The 15345-nt window shown below is 41.2% G+C and carries 18 protein-coding genes; 17 read left to right on the top strand and 1 reads right to left on the bottom strand.

Going from position 1 to position 15345, the window contains the following annotated elements; all coding sequences use genetic code 11:
• The first annotated feature begins 7 nt into the window (after window positions 1-7).
• The 15 genes from HZ311_RS04195 (at window position 8) to HZ311_RS04125 (ending at window position 12271) form a co-directional block, all read left to right on the top strand.
• Window positions 8-511 carry a BMC domain-containing protein gene (locus HZ311_RS04195; protein WP_023520158.1) on the top strand — a complete coding sequence of 168 codons (504 nt, stop codon included), beginning with the start codon at window positions 8-10 and terminating at the stop codon, window positions 509-511.
• Window positions 501-1976, top strand: a complete 1476-nt coding sequence (locus HZ311_RS04190) for an acetaldehyde dehydrogenase (acetylating) (RefSeq protein WP_137072707.1) — start codon at window positions 501-503, stop codon at window positions 1974-1976. The genes HZ311_RS04195 and HZ311_RS04190 overlap by 11 nt, the downstream gene beginning before the upstream one ends.
• Before the next feature lie 48 nt (window positions 1977-2024).
• Entirely contained in the window at window positions 2025-2309 is a 285-nt protein-coding gene (locus HZ311_RS04185) for a BMC domain-containing protein (RefSeq protein ID WP_010734677.1), read from the top strand.
• Window positions 2310-2556: 247 nt separating this feature from the next.
• Window positions 2557-3132, top strand: a complete 576-nt coding sequence (locus HZ311_RS04180; protein WP_010734678.1) for a hypothetical protein — start codon at window positions 2557-2559, stop codon at window positions 3130-3132.
• Between the two features lie 3 nt (window positions 3133-3135).
• Window positions 3136-3768, top strand: a complete 633-nt coding sequence (gene eutD / locus HZ311_RS04175) for an ethanolamine utilization phosphate acetyltransferase EutD (protein ID WP_034691491.1) — start codon at window positions 3136-3138, stop codon at window positions 3766-3768.
• Window positions 3769-3780: 12 nt separating this feature from the next.
• Entirely contained in the window at window positions 3781-4389 is a 609-nt protein-coding gene (locus HZ311_RS04170; RefSeq protein WP_023520156.1) for a hypothetical protein, read from the top strand.
• 13 nt (window positions 4390-4402) lie between these two features.
• Window positions 4403-4663 carry a EutN/CcmL family microcompartment protein gene (locus HZ311_RS04165; RefSeq protein ID WP_010734681.1) on the top strand — a complete coding sequence of 87 codons (261 nt, stop codon included), beginning with the start codon at window positions 4403-4405 and terminating at the stop codon, window positions 4661-4663.
• Between the two features lie 12 nt (window positions 4664-4675).
• Entirely contained in the window at window positions 4676-5815 is a 1140-nt protein-coding gene (gene eutH / locus HZ311_RS04160) for an ethanolamine utilization protein EutH (protein WP_178946481.1), read from the top strand.
• 13 nt (window positions 5816-5828) lie between these two features.
• Window positions 5829-6272, top strand: coding sequence for a cupin domain-containing protein (locus tag HZ311_RS04155; RefSeq protein WP_010734683.1), 444 nt, complete (start codon window positions 5829-5831; stop codon window positions 6270-6272).
• 391 nt (window positions 6273-6663) lie between these two features.
• Complete coding sequence (locus HZ311_RS04150) at window positions 6664-7548, top strand: diacylglycerol/lipid kinase family protein (protein WP_010734684.1); 885 nt, start codon at window positions 6664-6666, stop codon at window positions 7546-7548.
• Between the two features lie 307 nt (window positions 7549-7855).
• Window positions 7856-8926 (top strand): phosphate/phosphite/phosphonate ABC transporter substrate-binding protein, encoded by a 1071-nt coding sequence (locus HZ311_RS04145; RefSeq protein WP_371740601.1) that lies wholly within the window; start codon window positions 7856-7858, stop codon window positions 8924-8926.
• A gap of 12 nt (window positions 8927-8938) precedes the next feature.
• A complete protein-coding gene (gene phnC / locus HZ311_RS04140; protein ID WP_019722481.1) occupies window positions 8939-9691 on the top strand; it encodes a phosphonate ABC transporter ATP-binding protein in 753 nt (250 codons plus the stop codon).
• A gap of 11 nt (window positions 9692-9702) precedes the next feature.
• Window positions 9703-10500 carry an ABC transporter permease subunit gene (locus HZ311_RS04135; RefSeq protein ID WP_023520152.1) on the top strand — a complete coding sequence of 266 codons (798 nt, stop codon included), beginning with the start codon at window positions 9703-9705 and terminating at the stop codon, window positions 10498-10500.
• A gap of 1 nt (window position 10501) precedes the next feature.
• Window positions 10502-11392, top strand: coding sequence for a PhnE/PtxC family ABC transporter permease (locus HZ311_RS04130; protein ID WP_010734688.1), 891 nt, complete (start codon window positions 10502-10504; stop codon window positions 11390-11392).
• A gap of 42 nt (window positions 11393-11434) precedes the next feature.
• Window positions 11435-12271 carry a PHP domain-containing protein gene (locus tag HZ311_RS04125; protein WP_023520150.1) on the top strand — a complete coding sequence of 279 codons (837 nt, stop codon included), beginning with the start codon at window positions 11435-11437 and terminating at the stop codon, window positions 12269-12271.
• Window positions 12272-12575: 304 nt separating this feature from the next.
• Here HZ311_RS04125 and HZ311_RS04120 read toward each other — a convergent pair whose 3' ends face one another.
• Window positions 12576-13265, bottom strand: a complete 690-nt coding sequence (locus HZ311_RS04120; RefSeq protein ID WP_019722477.1) for an N-acetylmannosamine-6-phosphate 2-epimerase — start codon at window positions 13263-13265, stop codon at window positions 12576-12578.
• A gap of 240 nt (window positions 13266-13505) precedes the next feature.
• Here HZ311_RS04120 and HZ311_RS04115 point away from each other — a divergent pair, with 240 nt between their 5' ends.
• Window positions 13506-14699 (top strand): MFS transporter, encoded by a 1194-nt coding sequence (locus HZ311_RS04115; RefSeq protein ID WP_019722476.1) that lies wholly within the window; start codon window positions 13506-13508, stop codon window positions 14697-14699.
• A 301-nt stretch (window positions 14700-15000) separates the two neighbouring features.
• On the top strand, window positions 15001-15333 hold the full coding sequence (locus tag HZ311_RS04110) for a nucleotide pyrophosphohydrolase (protein WP_010734693.1): 333 nt from the start codon (window positions 15001-15003) through the stop codon (window positions 15331-15333).
• Window positions 15334-15345 lie beyond the last annotated feature (12 nt).

Genomic DNA, 15345 nt, shown 5'->3' with positions numbered 1-15345 from the left:
GTCACGAATGAATGCGATTGGAATGATCGAAGTTCGCGGATTTTTAGGCGCTGTCAGTGTCAGCGATGCTGCGTTGAAATCCGCAGATGTGACCTTGTTGAATGCGGAGATCATCAAAGGTGGACTAACCACTGTCCAACTAAGTGGTGATGTTGCTGCTGTGAATGCAGCAGTCGATGCAGGGGTCGTCGTAGCGAAGGCGTTGAACTGTCTGATCTCACATCATGTGATTTCACGGGTGGATGAACAGACGCACATCCTTTTTCAACAACCGAAAACAGAAGAACCAGCCGAGCCGACGAAAGTCGAAACGAAGGTTGAAGCCACCCAGATCAGTGAAACAAACGATCGTCGTGCGGAGTTACAAGCAAAACGTGTCGCAGAGCTACGAAAAGAAGCTTACAAATTGAATGTGAAACATTTAAAACCATCAGAAATCAAATCTGCAAGCAAACAATCATTAGTAGAGGCGATCATGGCAGAAATTAAAGGAGTGACCCATCGTGGATAAAGATTTACGCTCGATCCAAGAAACCCGTGATTTGATCGAAGCTGCAAAAAAGGCGCAAAAAGTATTAGAAACATTTTCGCAAACGCAGATTGATCAAATCGTCAAAGCCGTTTCAGACGCTACATTTGCACAACGTGAACGTCTAGCGAAAATGGCGAATGAAGAAACTGGCTTCGGCATCTATGAAGACAAAATCATCAAAAATGCTTTTGCTTCAAAAATCGTTTATGAAGAATTCAAACATACGAAAACAGTGGGTGTCATCAATGAAGACCCACAGAAAAAGGTAACGGAGATTGCCGTACCTGTTGGCGTAGTTGCTGGGTTGATCCCATCGACAAACCCAACTTCAACAGTGATCTACAAAGCATTGATCGCATTGAAAGCTGCGAATAGTATCGTCTTCTCCCCACATCCAAACGCATTACAATCGATCCAAGCGACAGTGGAGATCATTCGTTCAGCGATCGAATCTGCGGATGGACCAAAAGAGAGTGTTTCAGTGATCACGACACCAACGATGCAAGCAACAAAAGAATTGATGACCCACAAAGATACAAACTTGATCTTAGCCACTGGTGGCAATGCGATGGTCAAAGCTGCGTATTCTTCAGGAACACCGGCGATCGGCGTAGGCCCAGGCAATGGTCCAGCATATATTGAACGTAGCGCATTGATCCCAATGGCGGTGAAACGGATCATGGATTCTAAAACATTTGATAATGGAACGATCTGTGCATCAGAACAGTCGATCATCGTGGAAAAAGTCAATCGTGAAGCAGTCAAAGCTGAATTGATCAAACAAGGTGCTTACTTCTTGAGTCCAGACGAAGCAGATAAATTGTCTCGCTTTATCTTACGACCTAACGGCACGATGAACCCACAAATCGTTGGACGTTCGGTTCGTCATATCGCTTCATTAGTTGGGTTGAATATTCCATTTGATCGTCGTCTGATCGTGGCAGAAGAAAGCAACGTTGGCATCAAGTATCCATTCTCAAGAGAAAAATTAGCACCGATCATTGCTTTTTACACGGTAGAAAACTGGCAAGAAGCTTGTGATCTATCGGTAGAAATCTTAAAAGGTGAAGGTGCAGGACACACAATGTGTATCCATACTGAAAACAAAGAAGTCGTCCGTGAATTTGGCTTAAGAAAACCAGTTTCTCGTCTGTTGATCAACACCGCAGGTTCATTAGGCGGAATCGGGGCTTCAACTGGCTTAGTTCCAGCGTTGACACTAGGGTGTGGCGCCGTTGGTGGAAGTTCTACATCTGACAATATCGGAGTAGAAAACCTATTCAATGTTCGTCGTGTCGCTTACGGTGTCACTGATCTAGCGGACATCCGTCAAGAATTTGGCGCTGGCGCTCAAATGCCAGTCCAAGAAACAAACAACCAAGGGGGCAACAAAGATGAGTTGATCGATACACTCGTTGCCCAAGTATTAGCTCGATTACAATAATATGTAATATATATTAATTGAAAACACACACAATAGGAGGAAATTATAATGTCAAGTACAAACGCTTTAGGAATGATCGAAACTCGTGGATTAGTAGGTGCTGTTGAAGCAGCAGATGCAATGGTGAAAGCAGCAAACGTAACATTGATCGGCAAAGAACAAGTAGGTGGCGGCTTAGTAACAATCATGGTTCGTGGTGATGTTGGGGCTGTAAAAGCAGCAACAGATGCAGGTGCAGCAGCAGCTGAACGTGTTGGCGAATTATTATCTGTACACGTGATCCCACGTCCTCACACTGAAGTAGATGCGATTTTACCAAAAGTGGCTGAATAATCATCGTTATAGACATCTAAAATGAAACAAGAGGTTGTGACAGAAGGGTTCAGCTCCGAGAAATAAGGGCGAAAAGCCGAAAATATTTTCTCATATTTTTGGCTTTTCGCCCTTATTTTTGAAGGAGTTGCTTCTGGAATGCCGTTTATCTATGTTGTGGAAGTAAAGTGGATATTATTGTTATAGGCTTGTTTCCAAGACGAGATCAATGCTTGGAAATAATCCATTGGAGAAAGGAGAGCGTCCTATGAGTGTGATTACAGAAGACCAGTTACGGCACATGTTTCGGAAAAAAGAAATACAAACAGGAATCACTTTCGTTGTGCCAAAGGATTGTCTTTTGACTCCCGCAGCTTCTAGCTATTTACGTGAGCATCATATTCCGCTTATGCGAGAAAACCTCGTTTCTTCTCCAATGGAGAAACCTAAGCAACCTATGTTTGAACAAGAATCGTTGATGCCCAGTGTGCGACGAAAAATCTGTTTAGAAATAAAAAAACTGAAAAATCTACTCTTCTTTCATTTATTGGAAGAAAACGATATTTATGCCGAAGGTTGGTTGTATTTAGAGTATCAGCAAGATTGGTTAGTAAGCTTTAGTCGATTGGATGGGGAAAAGCTCTCAACTCATCCAAAACGACTTTCAGGAATGATGTATCGTTCCTCCTTGCAAAAAAGAACCTTGCGCTATTCAATCAATGAGATCGAGTATCAAATAGAGAAAATCAGTCAATTGTTAGAAGAATTTCCGACAGATTTAGCTATTTTTATGTTATGGGCAGAAGAATTGCAACGTATGATTCAACTGCCGAAAAATGAGTAGGAGATGAACCGATTGGATCATTTAAATGAAATTATCAATGAAGTGGTACAACGTATCCAGTCACAACAACATTCTTTCGAAGTAGAAGCTTCAGGAAGACACGTGCATTTGAGTCGCAAAGATATCGACGCATTATTTGGTCCAGGATACCAATTGACCAAAGTAAAAGAATTGTCCCAACCAGGTCAGTATGTCTGCAAAGAGCGGATCACTGTCGCAGGTCCCAAAGGCTTATTCCAAAATGTGGTTATTTTAGGCCCAGAACGTGCGGAGTCACAAGTCGAAGTTTCGATGACGGATACACGTATTTTAGGCAGTCGCGTGCCTGTCAGAGAAAGCGGCAAAATCGAAGGAACACCAAGTGTGGTCTTGATGAACGGTGAATCAGCTGTTCAATTAGATAAAGGGTTGATCGTGGCAAAGCGCCATGTCCATATGACGCCAGAAGATGCAAACAAAAACCAAGTAGTGAATGGTCAAACGGTGAAAGTACGTGTGGAAGCAAGTCGTCCGCTGATCTTTGATGATGTGGTTGTCCGTGTCAGTCCAGATTTTGCGACGTATATGCACATTGATTACGATGAAGCAAATGCGTGTGGCTTGAACAAAGGAGATCGTGGTTACATTTGTAAATAGGGAGGGGATTTCGTGAAGGTAACGGAGATTGAAAAAGTCATTCAGCAAGTCACCGAAATGCTGATGAACCGATTGCCCGCAGCTGACTATCAGTTAGCATGGATGGACGAAAAAGCAAGTTATCCTACAACGTTATTCGCTGAACGATCGATGGTCGATTGGATAGAAACGCAAGATCCAACGAAAAGCGATGGCTTAGTCGTCCAACATGTCAGTTTTCCTCAATTGGCCGCGATTGCTCAGTTGCTACCGATTGATCGTAAAACGGCGAGTATCCTTTCTTTTTTGTTCGCAGGAAAGCCTGTCTTGGTTCTGCAAACAGAGTCAGTGAACAGTCCAAACAAAATGAAGTACCACCTGAAAAAGAAAATCACTGAATCAACAGTGCAATGCCAACGTTATGGGATGTATTTTTTCGAAGAAGAAAATGCAAGCTATGACTCATTTTTAGCGGCTTGCCGAAAAAAGGTGTTAGCAAATGAGTTGCCAAAGCGAAAGTATATCACAGAGAAGCAATTGATCCAGCGACTACAACAAACAAATGGAATAGATTTAATGAATCAGGAACGGTTGACACCTTTAGCAGAGGAGTATGCGCTAAGAAATCGTTTATTCAAATGAGGAGGGATCACAGATGCTATTAGGTGAAGTGACTGGAAGTCTATGGTCGACCAGAAAAGATGAAAAACTAAATGGTTGGAAACTACTGATGGTCGATGTACTAGACGAGAAAGAAACAAAAATCGGATTTATTGTCGCAGCAGACAATGCCGGTGCCGGAGTTGGTGACAAGGTATTGATCAGCAAAGGACAAGCAGCCAGAATTTCAGCTGGTGATCCAGATACACCCATTGATGCAATGATTGTCGGTGTGATTGATTCAATTGAAGAATAAAGGAGATTTACGATGAGTATCAATGAAATCATTATGTATATCATGGTTCTTTTTATAGTTATCGGCGGGATCGATAAATGTATCGGGAACAAATTAGGTTTAGGGGAACAATTTGAAGAAGGCTTGATGGCGATGGGTTCATTAGCTTTGTCAATGGTCGGGATCATCACATTAGCACCTGTTCTTGCAACAGTTCTTAGCCCAATCGTTGTACCTGTGTATGAATTCTTAGGTGCGGATCCTTCGATGTTTGCGACGACTTTGTTAGCAAACGATATGGGTGGCTTCGCCTTAGCACAACAAATGGCACATGATCCACAAGCTGGCTTGTTTGCCGGTGCGATTCTAGGTGCAATGATGGGCCCAACATTAGTTTTCACGATTCCCGTTGCCTTAGGGATCATTGAAAAAGAAGATCAACAATACTTAGCAACAGGTGTGCTGAGCGGGATCATTACGATTCCATTAGGTTTGTTAGCAGGTGGCTTAGTCGCTGGTATGCCAATGAGTATGATCTTACCAAACTTATTGCCGATCGTGATCGTGGCTGCTTTGATCATCGTTGGTCTATGGTTAGCGCCACAAGGGATGATCAAAGGATTCAATGTCTTTGGTAAAGGTGTAGTAATCGTCGCAATTGCTGGCTTGGTCATTGGTGCAATCCAACAATTAGTTGACATCACATTGATTCCAGGAATTGCTCCGGTGACAGAAGGTATCGAAGTAGTGGGTGACATTGCGTTGACATTGGCTGGCGCATTCTGTTTAGTAGCTGTCATCACACGAGTGTTCAACAAACCATTGATGAAATTAGGAAAAGTTTTAGGTATGAATGAAATTGCAGCTGCCGGCATGGTGGCTACTTTAGCAAACAATATCCCAATGTTCCAAATGTTAAAAGATATGGACCGTCGTGGAAAAATCATCAATGTAGCATTTGCAGTTTCTGCTTCATTTATTTTAGGTGATCATTTAGGCTTTACTGCGGGCGTGGCGAAAGAAATGATTTTCCCGATGATGGTTGGAAAAATCGTTGGTGGGATCACTGCAATCTTTGTCGCAGTATTCATGGCCAATCGTTTATTAGGAAAAGAAAAAGAAGTAACCGTAAGTGAGCAAACAACAACGAAAGAGCAAACGATCGTAGAATAGGAGCGTGGCGAAAATGGCAGAATTAGATCGTCAAATGATCGAAAACTTAGTACGACAATTAGTGATGGAAAAATTGATGCCGGCAAAACAGGTCGATCCTAGTGGTGTTGCTTCCATTAGACTAGCAGAAATGACTGTTTCTGAGGAAGATCGCCTTGATACAGGTAACCCTGCTGACCGTGTGTATACAAAAGATCTTTTTTCATTACAAGAAAGCCCACGTCTAGGTTGTGGCATTATGGAAATGACCGATACGACTTTTGATTGGACGTTAGAATATGATGAAATCGATTATGTGATTTCTGGTCAGTTAGATGTATTGATCGATGGACGCAAAGTCTCTGCAAAAGCTGGCGAATTGATCTTGATCCCGAAAAGTACGAGTATCCAGTTCTCAGTAACTGGTGAAGCACGCTTTATCTATGTCACTTATCCAGCCGATTGGCAATCGCAATAAACAAAGTATTTCGGAAGTACCGGTTATTTGGTTTTATGGCTGGTCGGGCTTCATGATCTCAGGTAACAATGAATAGGTGCAAATAATCAATTTAAGTGAGTGGCTATTTTTTATTTCAAGTATCGTTACATGAGAGTGCGGAAGAAGGTCTAGAATGCACTAAAGCCGAATAACCGGTGCTTCTGAATAGTTTAGGTTTAATGAGTCAAGTGGCATGTTTTGAAGCGGCAGTATTTTTTGTCGCATAAATGATCTGAAAAGTGAAGTGGTAAATTCTGTTGATTCAGGATTTACCGCTTTTTTGTTGCTTTTCCCAATAGCATCATTCCTTAGAATTTTCTTGTTTTATGTTATTGTAAGAGAAAGAACAAACAAGAAAGGAAGAAATCGGATGAAAAAAGCGTTGTTGATCGTTAACCCTAGTTCTGGAGGAGAAAAAGCAAAAGAATATGAAGAAATGGCAGAAAATAAATTGCGTACCATTTTTGAGGAAGTCCAAGTCTTGCACACTGAAAAAAGTGGCGATGCAACAAATTTTGCTCGTGAAGGGGCGTTGGAAAAAGTCGATAGTGTCTTTGCGATGGGCGGTGATGGAACAGTCAATGAGGCAATCAGCGGTCTCGCAGAGCAAGAGGAACGACCAAATTTTGGCTTCTTTCCTTTAGGAACGGTCAATGATCTAGCCCGAGCATTGAATATGCCGATTGATCCAGAAGAAGCCATCCAACAATTCTCGATCGACCACACGAAACCGTTAGATATCGGGAAAATCAATGATCAATACTTTATGAACGTCGTTGCCATTGGAACGATTCCAGAAGCGATCAATGACGTTGATCCTGAAAAGAAAACCAAACTAGGAAAGATGGCTTATTTTATTTCTGGCTTCAAACAACTGACGAATACCCAATCCTATACGTTCCGTGTGGAAGCTGATGGCGTAGAGGAAGAAATCGAAAGTAGCACACTGCTGATTGGTTTGACAAACTCAGTCGGTGGTTTTGAGACGCTCTTACCAGAGGCAGAAATCAATGATGGCAAGCTTCATTTTGTATATTTAAAAGACCGCTCATTTTTTGATACCTTAAAAGCAGTGCCTGATTTGATCAAAGGGGTCGATGCGACAACGGAGAATCTTGCGTATCAGACCGCAGAAAAACTAGTGATTTCTTTAGTGGACGAAGAAGAACTGGCAACAAATATCGATGGAGATGAAGGAACAAAACTTCCAGTAACGATCGAAGTATTACCGTCTCATCTATCCGTTTATTGTTAGAATCAAATTAAACAAAATCAACTAGACCAACTACCTAAAACCACGAATATGAAAGATAAAAATAGAAAAGGGTGACTCGATGATGAAACAAATCAACCGAGTCATCCTTTATTTTTTGCGTTTTTTTGTAAACATTGGATGAATTTGTTAAGAGGATTTTTTATGGTTTTCATTTATTTCAAAAAAAGACGCAGATGTACCAAGGTGTTGGTTGATCAAAGAAAAGAACCCTTGTTTTACAAATGATTTACAATCTTCATCTACTCCTATCGCGAAGTCCATTAGAAATTTACATTGAGTCCATAAAATGGAAGATGTACCAAATAAAAAACAAGGGAGCTTACCACACATGTTTTGGAATAAAAGACGATTGAAACTTATTAGTGCGATGTTTTTCATGACCGGTTTATTTTTATTAGCTGGGTGTAATTCTAATGCTCAAGCGGATGGCGAAAGTCAACATTCTTCTGAGCCAATCAAGATTGCTTTTTATCCCAATGAATCAGCAAGTGAATTTGAACAATCAAGAAATGAAATCCAATCGATCGTATCAGAAGCAACAGGTAGAGACGTCGAAATCGTCATAAGTACGGACTATAATATCGTGATCGAATCCATTGCCAACGGACAAGTAGATTTGGCATATATGGGGCCCGATGGCTATATTGAAGCAAATAGAAAAAACGAAAATGTTCAAGCGATTTTAACAAATTCGGGTGCAAGTGGCACTCTGGAAGATGCCGTCTATTACAGTTTTATTGTCGTCAATGAAGAAGATACAGCGGAGTATCAAGAGGGTGATGCCTATACGTTGGAACCGATCGAAGGCAAAGCGTTTTCCTTTGTCTCTAATTCTTCGACTTCTGGGTTTAGAGTACCAAGTCAAGCAATCGTTGATCAGTTTGGACTTGGTAGTTCGGATGAATTGATCATCGATGGCGATTTCTTCAACAAAGTACTTTTCGGAGGTTCCCATCAAGGCTCTGCCGTTAACTTGCTTAAGGGAGATGCGGATGCAGCAGCATTTATGAACATGGCTCAATATTTTGATGTCGTGGAGGGGGAAGAAAACAAAGCTGGTGTCGTTTACCAAGTAAAAGCTGATGCAGAGGCACCATTTGATACAGTCAGAGGCGAAAAAGTCCGTGTGATCCATTCGATCCCAGTGTTAAATGGACCATTTGTTGTCAACAAAGATAATCTGGATGAAGAAACAGTCGATAAAATCACTCAAGCCATGATGAGTGAAGAAGTGACGAATAATGAAGCGATCTTTTCACCAAAAGACTCAGAATCTGTGGGTCTATATCAGAAAGAAGCCGATGAACAATTTGTAGAAGTCACTGATAGTTTCTATGACCCACTTCGCTCGAAGTAGAAAGGACGAGCCATGCTATTACAAGTAGACTCGATTTCAAAAACCTATAGTAACGGGAAACAAGCGTTAAAGGACATTTCCTTTCAACTAGAAAAAGGAGAATTTGTTTCGATCATCGGACCATCTGGGGCAGGAAAATCCACGATTCTACGTTGTATCAATCAGTTGATTTCTGCCAATGAAGGGGCTGTCTTCTTTGAAGATGAGGACATGCAACGTCTAAAGAAGAAGTCTTTGCGCTTAAAAAGAAGAAGAATCGGTATGATTTTCCAGCATTATAATTTAGTCAGTCGCCTCACAGCTGTTGAGAATGTCCTTCACGGTAGACTTGGATACAAGTCTGCCGTGAAAGGCTCGATTGGTGTCTACAATGAAGAGGAAAAACAGGAAGCCTTCGATTTGTTAGAAAAAGTCGGATTATCAGAGTTTGCTTACACACGTTGTGATGAATTGAGTGGTGGACAAAAACAACGTGTCGGGATTGCTCGAGCGTTGATGCAACGTCCTGCGTTGATCTTATGTGACGAACCGATTGCATCTTTAGACCCCAAATCTTCGAAAGTCGTTATGGATTACTTACGGCAAGTGACGAAAGAATTAGATATCGCTTGTCTAGTGAATCTTCACCAAGTAGAGGTTGCGATCGATTATTCCGATCGGATCATTGGCGTAAACAGTGGCAATGTCGTGTTCTCTGGGAACCCAGATGAACTGACAACAAATCAAATCAATCAGATTTATCAGTCTGATGAATTGTTAGTATAGGGAGGGCTTGGATGGATAAAAAACTGAATCAAGATCTCTTTCGTAAAAAGAAGCAGTTTTTATTTGTGACACTCTTTAGCTTTGTTGTCGTGTACGTTGCCTTTTCACAATTTGTTGGCTTTCAATTTGGTGCAGCTATTGCGGCGATTCCCCAGAGTTTTGTCTGGTTGTTCACCAATTTTATCCCAACGGAAAATTCGATCCAATCCTTGCCATTGATCTTATCTAAATTACTTGAGACGGTTTTGTTGTCGATCACAGCAACGATGACTGCCACAGTATTTTCATTGATCACGGCAATCATTGGTTCAGAGACAACTGGCCTGAATAAGGGAACAAAAACAGTGGCACGGGTCTTTGCTAGTTTTTTTAGAAATATCCCGATCGTGGTTTGGGCAATGGTCCTACTGTTGAGTTTCAAACAAAATGAATTTACTGGTTATTTAGCCATCACCTTTACAACGTACGGTTACTTGACACGCTCGTTTATGGAAACGATCGATGAAGTGGCAGGAAGTATCACAGAAGCGATGACGGCGACTGGTGCTTCTTACTTTGCGATCATTTTTCAAGGCGTCTTACCGATGGTCTTTGGTCAGCTGATCAGTTGGATATTGTTCATGATCGAAAACAACATCCGTGATGCAACATTGGTCGGCATATTGACCGGAACGGGGATCGGTTTTCTATTTGACCTCTATTATAAGAAATTTCGCTACGATATGGCAGGAATGGTCATCTTGACGATCGTTGTCATCGTGATCGCACTGGAACTTTCGTCCAATAAAATTAGGAGGATGATTCATTGATATGGTCCAACGACAAAGTGAACTTGAATTAGCGGTGACAGAAACCGTCTTAGCCCAACCGACAAAAATCAGACGAAATGCTAAAAAGAAAATCCGTATTCGCGTGTGGAAAACCTATCGGATCGTCCCTTGGGTCTTGTTTACGCTACTGACTAGTATATCGATCTACACCTTACTCACGATGGATTATGGCGAGGTTGTATTGCTGGATGCGACGCGACAATTTTTTACAGACTTGCAACGGATTTTTCTCCAGCCAAGACTCTCTGGACGTTTTTCTTTTGAGACATTGCTCCAAGCTTTAGGTATGACGGTAGGTTTGGCGGTGATCACCACATTGCTTGGAGGTGTGACAGCCTTCTTGATGGCGTTATTTACAGCAAGAAATATCAGCCATTCAGGCCCATCAAACGCGATCCGAACAGTGATGTCCTTCATCCGTGCGGTGCCAACGATCTTGTGGGTCATGATTTTCTCGATCTTGATTGGATTGGGTGCGAATGCGGCAATCATTGGCATGTCTTTTCACACGATTGCTTACCTCACAAAGGTCTTTTCTGAGAGTATTGAAGAAATCGATTCTGGTGTGATCGAAGCATTGCGTGCATGTGGGGCAAGTTGGTGGCAGGTGGTGTTCCAAGCAATTTTACCTTCTTGTATGACCGCTTTGCTTTCTTGGTTGTTCATTCGTTTTGAGATCAACTTTACTAATGCGATTGCCGTAGGTGCCGCCGCAGGAGCGGGTGGTTTAGGGTTCCAACTTGCGATGACAAGTAGTTTTTATTTTGATTTTCATGAGATCGGCGTATTAGTGTATATGATTTTAGCAGTAGTTGCGATCTTAGAAGTCGTGGCGATCAGACTACGAAAAAAATATATCATTCACGCTTGATTGAGATGAAATTGACTGGAAAAAAGGAGAGGAGAACGTCGAGTGAAAGCAGATTTGCATGTCCATAGTTACTTTTCAGATGGTAGCAGTTCACCAGAAGAACTACTCAAATTAGCATTGAATCATCACATGAATATCCTGTCCGTCGTAGATCAAGATACCTCGGCGGGATTAGCTCACATAAGACAGGTCTTCGCTCCTTCCCCAATCAATTTTATTGAAGGCATCGAAGTGACCGCTTATGATTTCAAACGCCGGCAACAGGTACATATCTTGGGGTATAATTTACTGAATTATCAGTATATCGAACAGTTATGTGAACCGTTGCGTGCGGCGCGAACAAGAAATACCTTACGTCAGTTGAGACGTATCCAAACTGAAGGATTTCGTATCAAAGAAGAGCAAGTAAGACAGTTTGCGAAACAGGCGACCGCTCTTTACAAACAACACATCATGTCTGCGTTGATCAAAGCAGGATACGATACATCGATTGATGGACATCTTTACCGTAAATTATTCAAATATAATGATTTTGGTCAAGAAGAGGCAGAGATGATCGATGTCTACGAAGTGATCCAAGCAATCAAGATCGGCGGCGGGATGTCCGTCGTTGCCCATCCGGGAAAGCTCGACAGTTTCGAGTTGATCCCTGAACTGGCTTCGTTTGGTATTGATGGTATCGAAAAATATCATCCAGAACATAGTTTGAAAGATCAACGAAAAGTACAGGAATTAGTTGATCGTTTCAATATCCACTGTTTTGGAGGATCTGATTTTAAAGGGAAGAACGGGCCAGATTATTTTGGTGAGTGTGCCATGGCTAATGTTCGTGAATTTCCTGACGAGTTATTACTCGATGCACATATGAAAGCCAACTAAATTTTTTTCTTTTTTATCCTATATTTTATTTAGCCCCCTGGCTGAAAAGACGGTCTTTCCATTCGTGCGATCATCCTTGCACGTGTTGAAAGACCGTTTTTTGTGTAGGTAAAAAGTATCTAGTACGCCATTACTGTCTAGAATGGAATAAACGGAGTTCAAGAAGGGGCACTTTAATAATAAGAGGGTACTTCTGTTCCCGCCGTTTATTCGGTTATAGGTGGGGGAGGTGAACGAATGTCCCATTCCCTGATCAGTGTGAACCGTTACTTCAAGACAGTGGTTTTTTTGTTTTCAAGTGTTGTCAATCTAACGCAGCAACAAATCGTTGCGTGATCTCTTGTGGGCGGGTAATGGCGCCCCCAACCACGATACCAGCTACACCTAACGCTTGGATTTCCTTGGCTTGTTGGGGCGTGTGGATCTTTCCTTCTGCAATCACGCACACATCTGCTTCAAGAAGGCGTTTGATCAACTGCACATCAGGCCCTTCTGTTTCTTCACTTTCTTCGGTATAGCCGCTTAATGTCGTCCCGACAAAATCGATCCCGGCTTTATAAGCATTGATTCCTTCTTCAAAGGTCGCAATATCTGCCATGAATAATTGATGAGGATATTTCGTTTTGATTTGTTCAATGAATGCGTTGATCGATAAGCCATCGTGTCGTTTACGCAGGGTACAATCAAGTGCAATCACTTCTACGCCAGTGGCGACTAATTCATCCACTTCTTTCATCGTTGCAGTGATAAACGGTTTTTCAGGTGGATAGTCCCGTTTGATGATACCGATCATCGGTAAATCAACTTTCTCTTTGATCTCTAAAATATCTCTGACTGAATTTGCCCGAATACCGACTGCGCCAGCTTTCTTTGCAGCTAGTGCAAAATAAGGCATCAAGCCACCTTCTTCTGAATAAAAAACTTCGCCAGGTAATGCTTGGCAAGAAACGATCAATCCATGACTGATTTGTTCTAAAAATTCTTGTTTGTCCATTTGTCAAAAACTCCAATCTGAAAACAATAGTAAGCAATTTCTACCAAGAAATATAGCATCCGCTTTCATGCGTGTAAAGAGAAAGGGCTTTATTCACAGCACCTTCCATTGGAAAAATCATTCGTTTACAAAAGAAGGATCAAAATTTTTTCGCATATACTGAAAAAGTTCTTGATTTTTTCTTGGATTTTGGATATGATTTTAACAATTTAGGGTGATTTAAAGAAAAGGGGAAGAAAAATGACGAAGTATCAACGAAAGGTATTATTATCAACATCGGCGGGTATTGCTTTAGAAAATATGGATATTATGTTTTTAGCTTTTTCATTATCTTCAATGATCGCAACTTTTAATATTAGTGGAACGCAAGCAGGGTTGATTGCAACGATCACTAATTTAGGGATGCTCGTTGGAGGTATTTTTTTTGGATTGATGGCGGATAAATATGGGCGAGTCAAAGTATTTTCGCAAACCGTCATTTTATTCTCGATTGCTTCTTTACTCATGTATTTTGCTTCGAATATTTATCTTGTTTATCTGTTTCGTTTTATCGCAGGAATCGGCGCTGGCGGGGAATACGGCGCATGTATGTCTTTGATTTCTGAAAGCTTTTCAAAGAAACAAATTGGTCGTGCATCTTCTGTCGCTGCAATCGGCGCACAAGTTGGTGCAGCTTTGGCCGCCATCTTAGCAGCAGTGATCATTCCTTTGTTTGGCTGGAAAATGCTTTATGTCATCGGTGTCTTGCCGGTCTTGATGGTTTTGTTTATTCGAAGAGGGCTAAAAGAACCAGAGGCATTTGAAGAAACAAAAGAAACTGGGAAAAAGACAAAGCTTAGTCATTTGTTCCAAACGAAACACATGGCATGGCAAACGACAGGTCTTAGTCTGATGGTTACTGTACAGATTGCTGGTTATTTCGGCTTGATGAATTGGTTGCCTTCAATCATGCAAGCACAATTAGGTCTATCAGTATCGGGTTCCTCTTTATGGATGATCAGCACGATTTTGGGGATGTCATTAGGGATGATGACGTTTGGGATCATCATGGATAAAGTTGGTCCAACCCTCGCATTTGGTTTGTTTCTGATTTGCTCCTCTTTGTCTGTCTTTTTACTCGTACTTGCACACAGTCAATGGAGTTTAGTTGCTGCAGCAGTAGTCGTAGGTTACTTCATCAACGGAATGTATGGTGGTTATGGAGCGATCATCAGTAGTTTGTATCCAACAGAGATCCGTGCCACGGCGAATAACTTTATCATGAACCTAGGACGAGCAGTAGGTGGTTTTTCATCGATCGTGATCGGCTTTCTAATGGACCATTATAGTTTGACGGCTGTTATTCTATTTCTGAGTGGAATTTATTTAATCAGTTTACTCGTCTTGATGACTTTATCAGGCGTAAGAGATCTGAAAACAAGTTTACAACAATAGTAAATGGATCAAAGTGATATTCTAACATATGATTAAATTGAGGCTGTGACAGAAGCGTTTGTTCTAAGTTGGAGAAGACGAATGTCACAGCCCCAGTTTTACATAAAGCACCGACCAACCAATCCAAACGGTGAACTTAGCGTGGATGAGACGTAAATGAACCTTTTCTTTGATTTAAAACCGGCGATAAGATATTTCTTTTTTCTGAAAAATAGAACAGATTATTAAAATAAGTCTAAACTATTTTTTCGTTAAACATGGTATGATTAATGTAACTTGATTTAAAATTAGGAGAAGATCAATGGAAAAAAGCATGGAAAAAATCAATCAATTTAGAGATGATCGCAATTGGCGGCAATTTCATAATGAAAAAGATTTAGCAATTTCGATTTCTTTAGAAGCCTCAGAATTATTAGAGTTATTCCAATGGAAGCAACCAGAAGAAGTGACAACCACTCAGCTTGAACGAATCAAAGAAGAACTAGCAGATGTGTTGATATACTCTTATATGATGGCCGACAATCTAAATTTAGATATCGATACGATCATTGAAGAAAAATTAGAAAAAAACAATCAGAAATACCCAGTAGAAAAAAGTAAAAACAACAAAGAAAAATATACAGAATTATCATAGGAAGATAAGCGT

Source organism: Enterococcus mundtii, from assembly GCF_013394305.1.
Taxonomy (GTDB): domain Bacteria; phylum Bacillota; class Bacilli; order Lactobacillales; family Enterococcaceae; genus Enterococcus_B; species Enterococcus_B pernyi.
This window is presented reverse-complemented; position numbering and strand designations above follow the sequence as displayed.

Coding starts and splice junctions, on each gene's coding strand:
- HZ311_RS04115 (WP_019722476.1), top strand. CDS start 13,506: ATGACGAAGTATCAACGAAAGGTATTATTATCAACATCGGCGGGTATT.
- eutD (WP_034691491.1), top strand. CDS start 3,136: ATGAACCGATTGGATCATTTAAATGAAATTATCAATGAAGTGGTACAA.
- eutH (WP_178946481.1), top strand. CDS start 4,676: ATGAGTATCAATGAAATCATTATGTATATCATGGTTCTTTTTATAGTT.
- phnC (WP_019722481.1), top strand. CDS start 8,939: ATGCTATTACAAGTAGACTCGATTTCAAAAACCTATAGTAACGGGAAA.
- HZ311_RS04165 (WP_010734681.1), top strand. CDS start 4,403: ATGCTATTAGGTGAAGTGACTGGAAGTCTATGGTCGACCAGAAAAGAT.
- HZ311_RS04185 (WP_010734677.1), top strand. CDS start 2,025: ATGTCAAGTACAAACGCTTTAGGAATGATCGAAACTCGTGGATTAGTA.
- HZ311_RS04145 (WP_371740601.1), top strand. CDS start 7,856: ATGGAAGATGTACCAAATAAAAAACAAGGGAGCTTACCACACATGTTT.
- HZ311_RS04195 (WP_023520158.1), top strand. CDS start 8: ATGAATGCGATTGGAATGATCGAAGTTCGCGGATTTTTAGGCGCTGTC.
- HZ311_RS04110 (WP_010734693.1), top strand. CDS start 15,001: ATGGAAAAAAGCATGGAAAAAATCAATCAATTTAGAGATGATCGCAAT.
- HZ311_RS04150 (WP_010734684.1), top strand. CDS start 6,664: ATGAAAAAAGCGTTGTTGATCGTTAACCCTAGTTCTGGAGGAGAAAAA.
- HZ311_RS04130 (WP_010734688.1), top strand. CDS start 10,502: ATGGTCCAACGACAAAGTGAACTTGAATTAGCGGTGACAGAAACCGTC.
- HZ311_RS04155 (WP_010734683.1), top strand. CDS start 5,829: ATGGCAGAATTAGATCGTCAAATGATCGAAAACTTAGTACGACAATTA.
- HZ311_RS04135 (WP_023520152.1), top strand. CDS start 9,703: ATGGATAAAAAACTGAATCAAGATCTCTTTCGTAAAAAGAAGCAGTTT.
- HZ311_RS04120 (WP_019722477.1), bottom strand. CDS start 13,265: ATGGACAAACAAGAATTTTTAGAACAAATCAGTCATGGATTGATCGTT.
- HZ311_RS04180 (WP_010734678.1), top strand. CDS start 2,557: ATGAGTGTGATTACAGAAGACCAGTTACGGCACATGTTTCGGAAAAAA.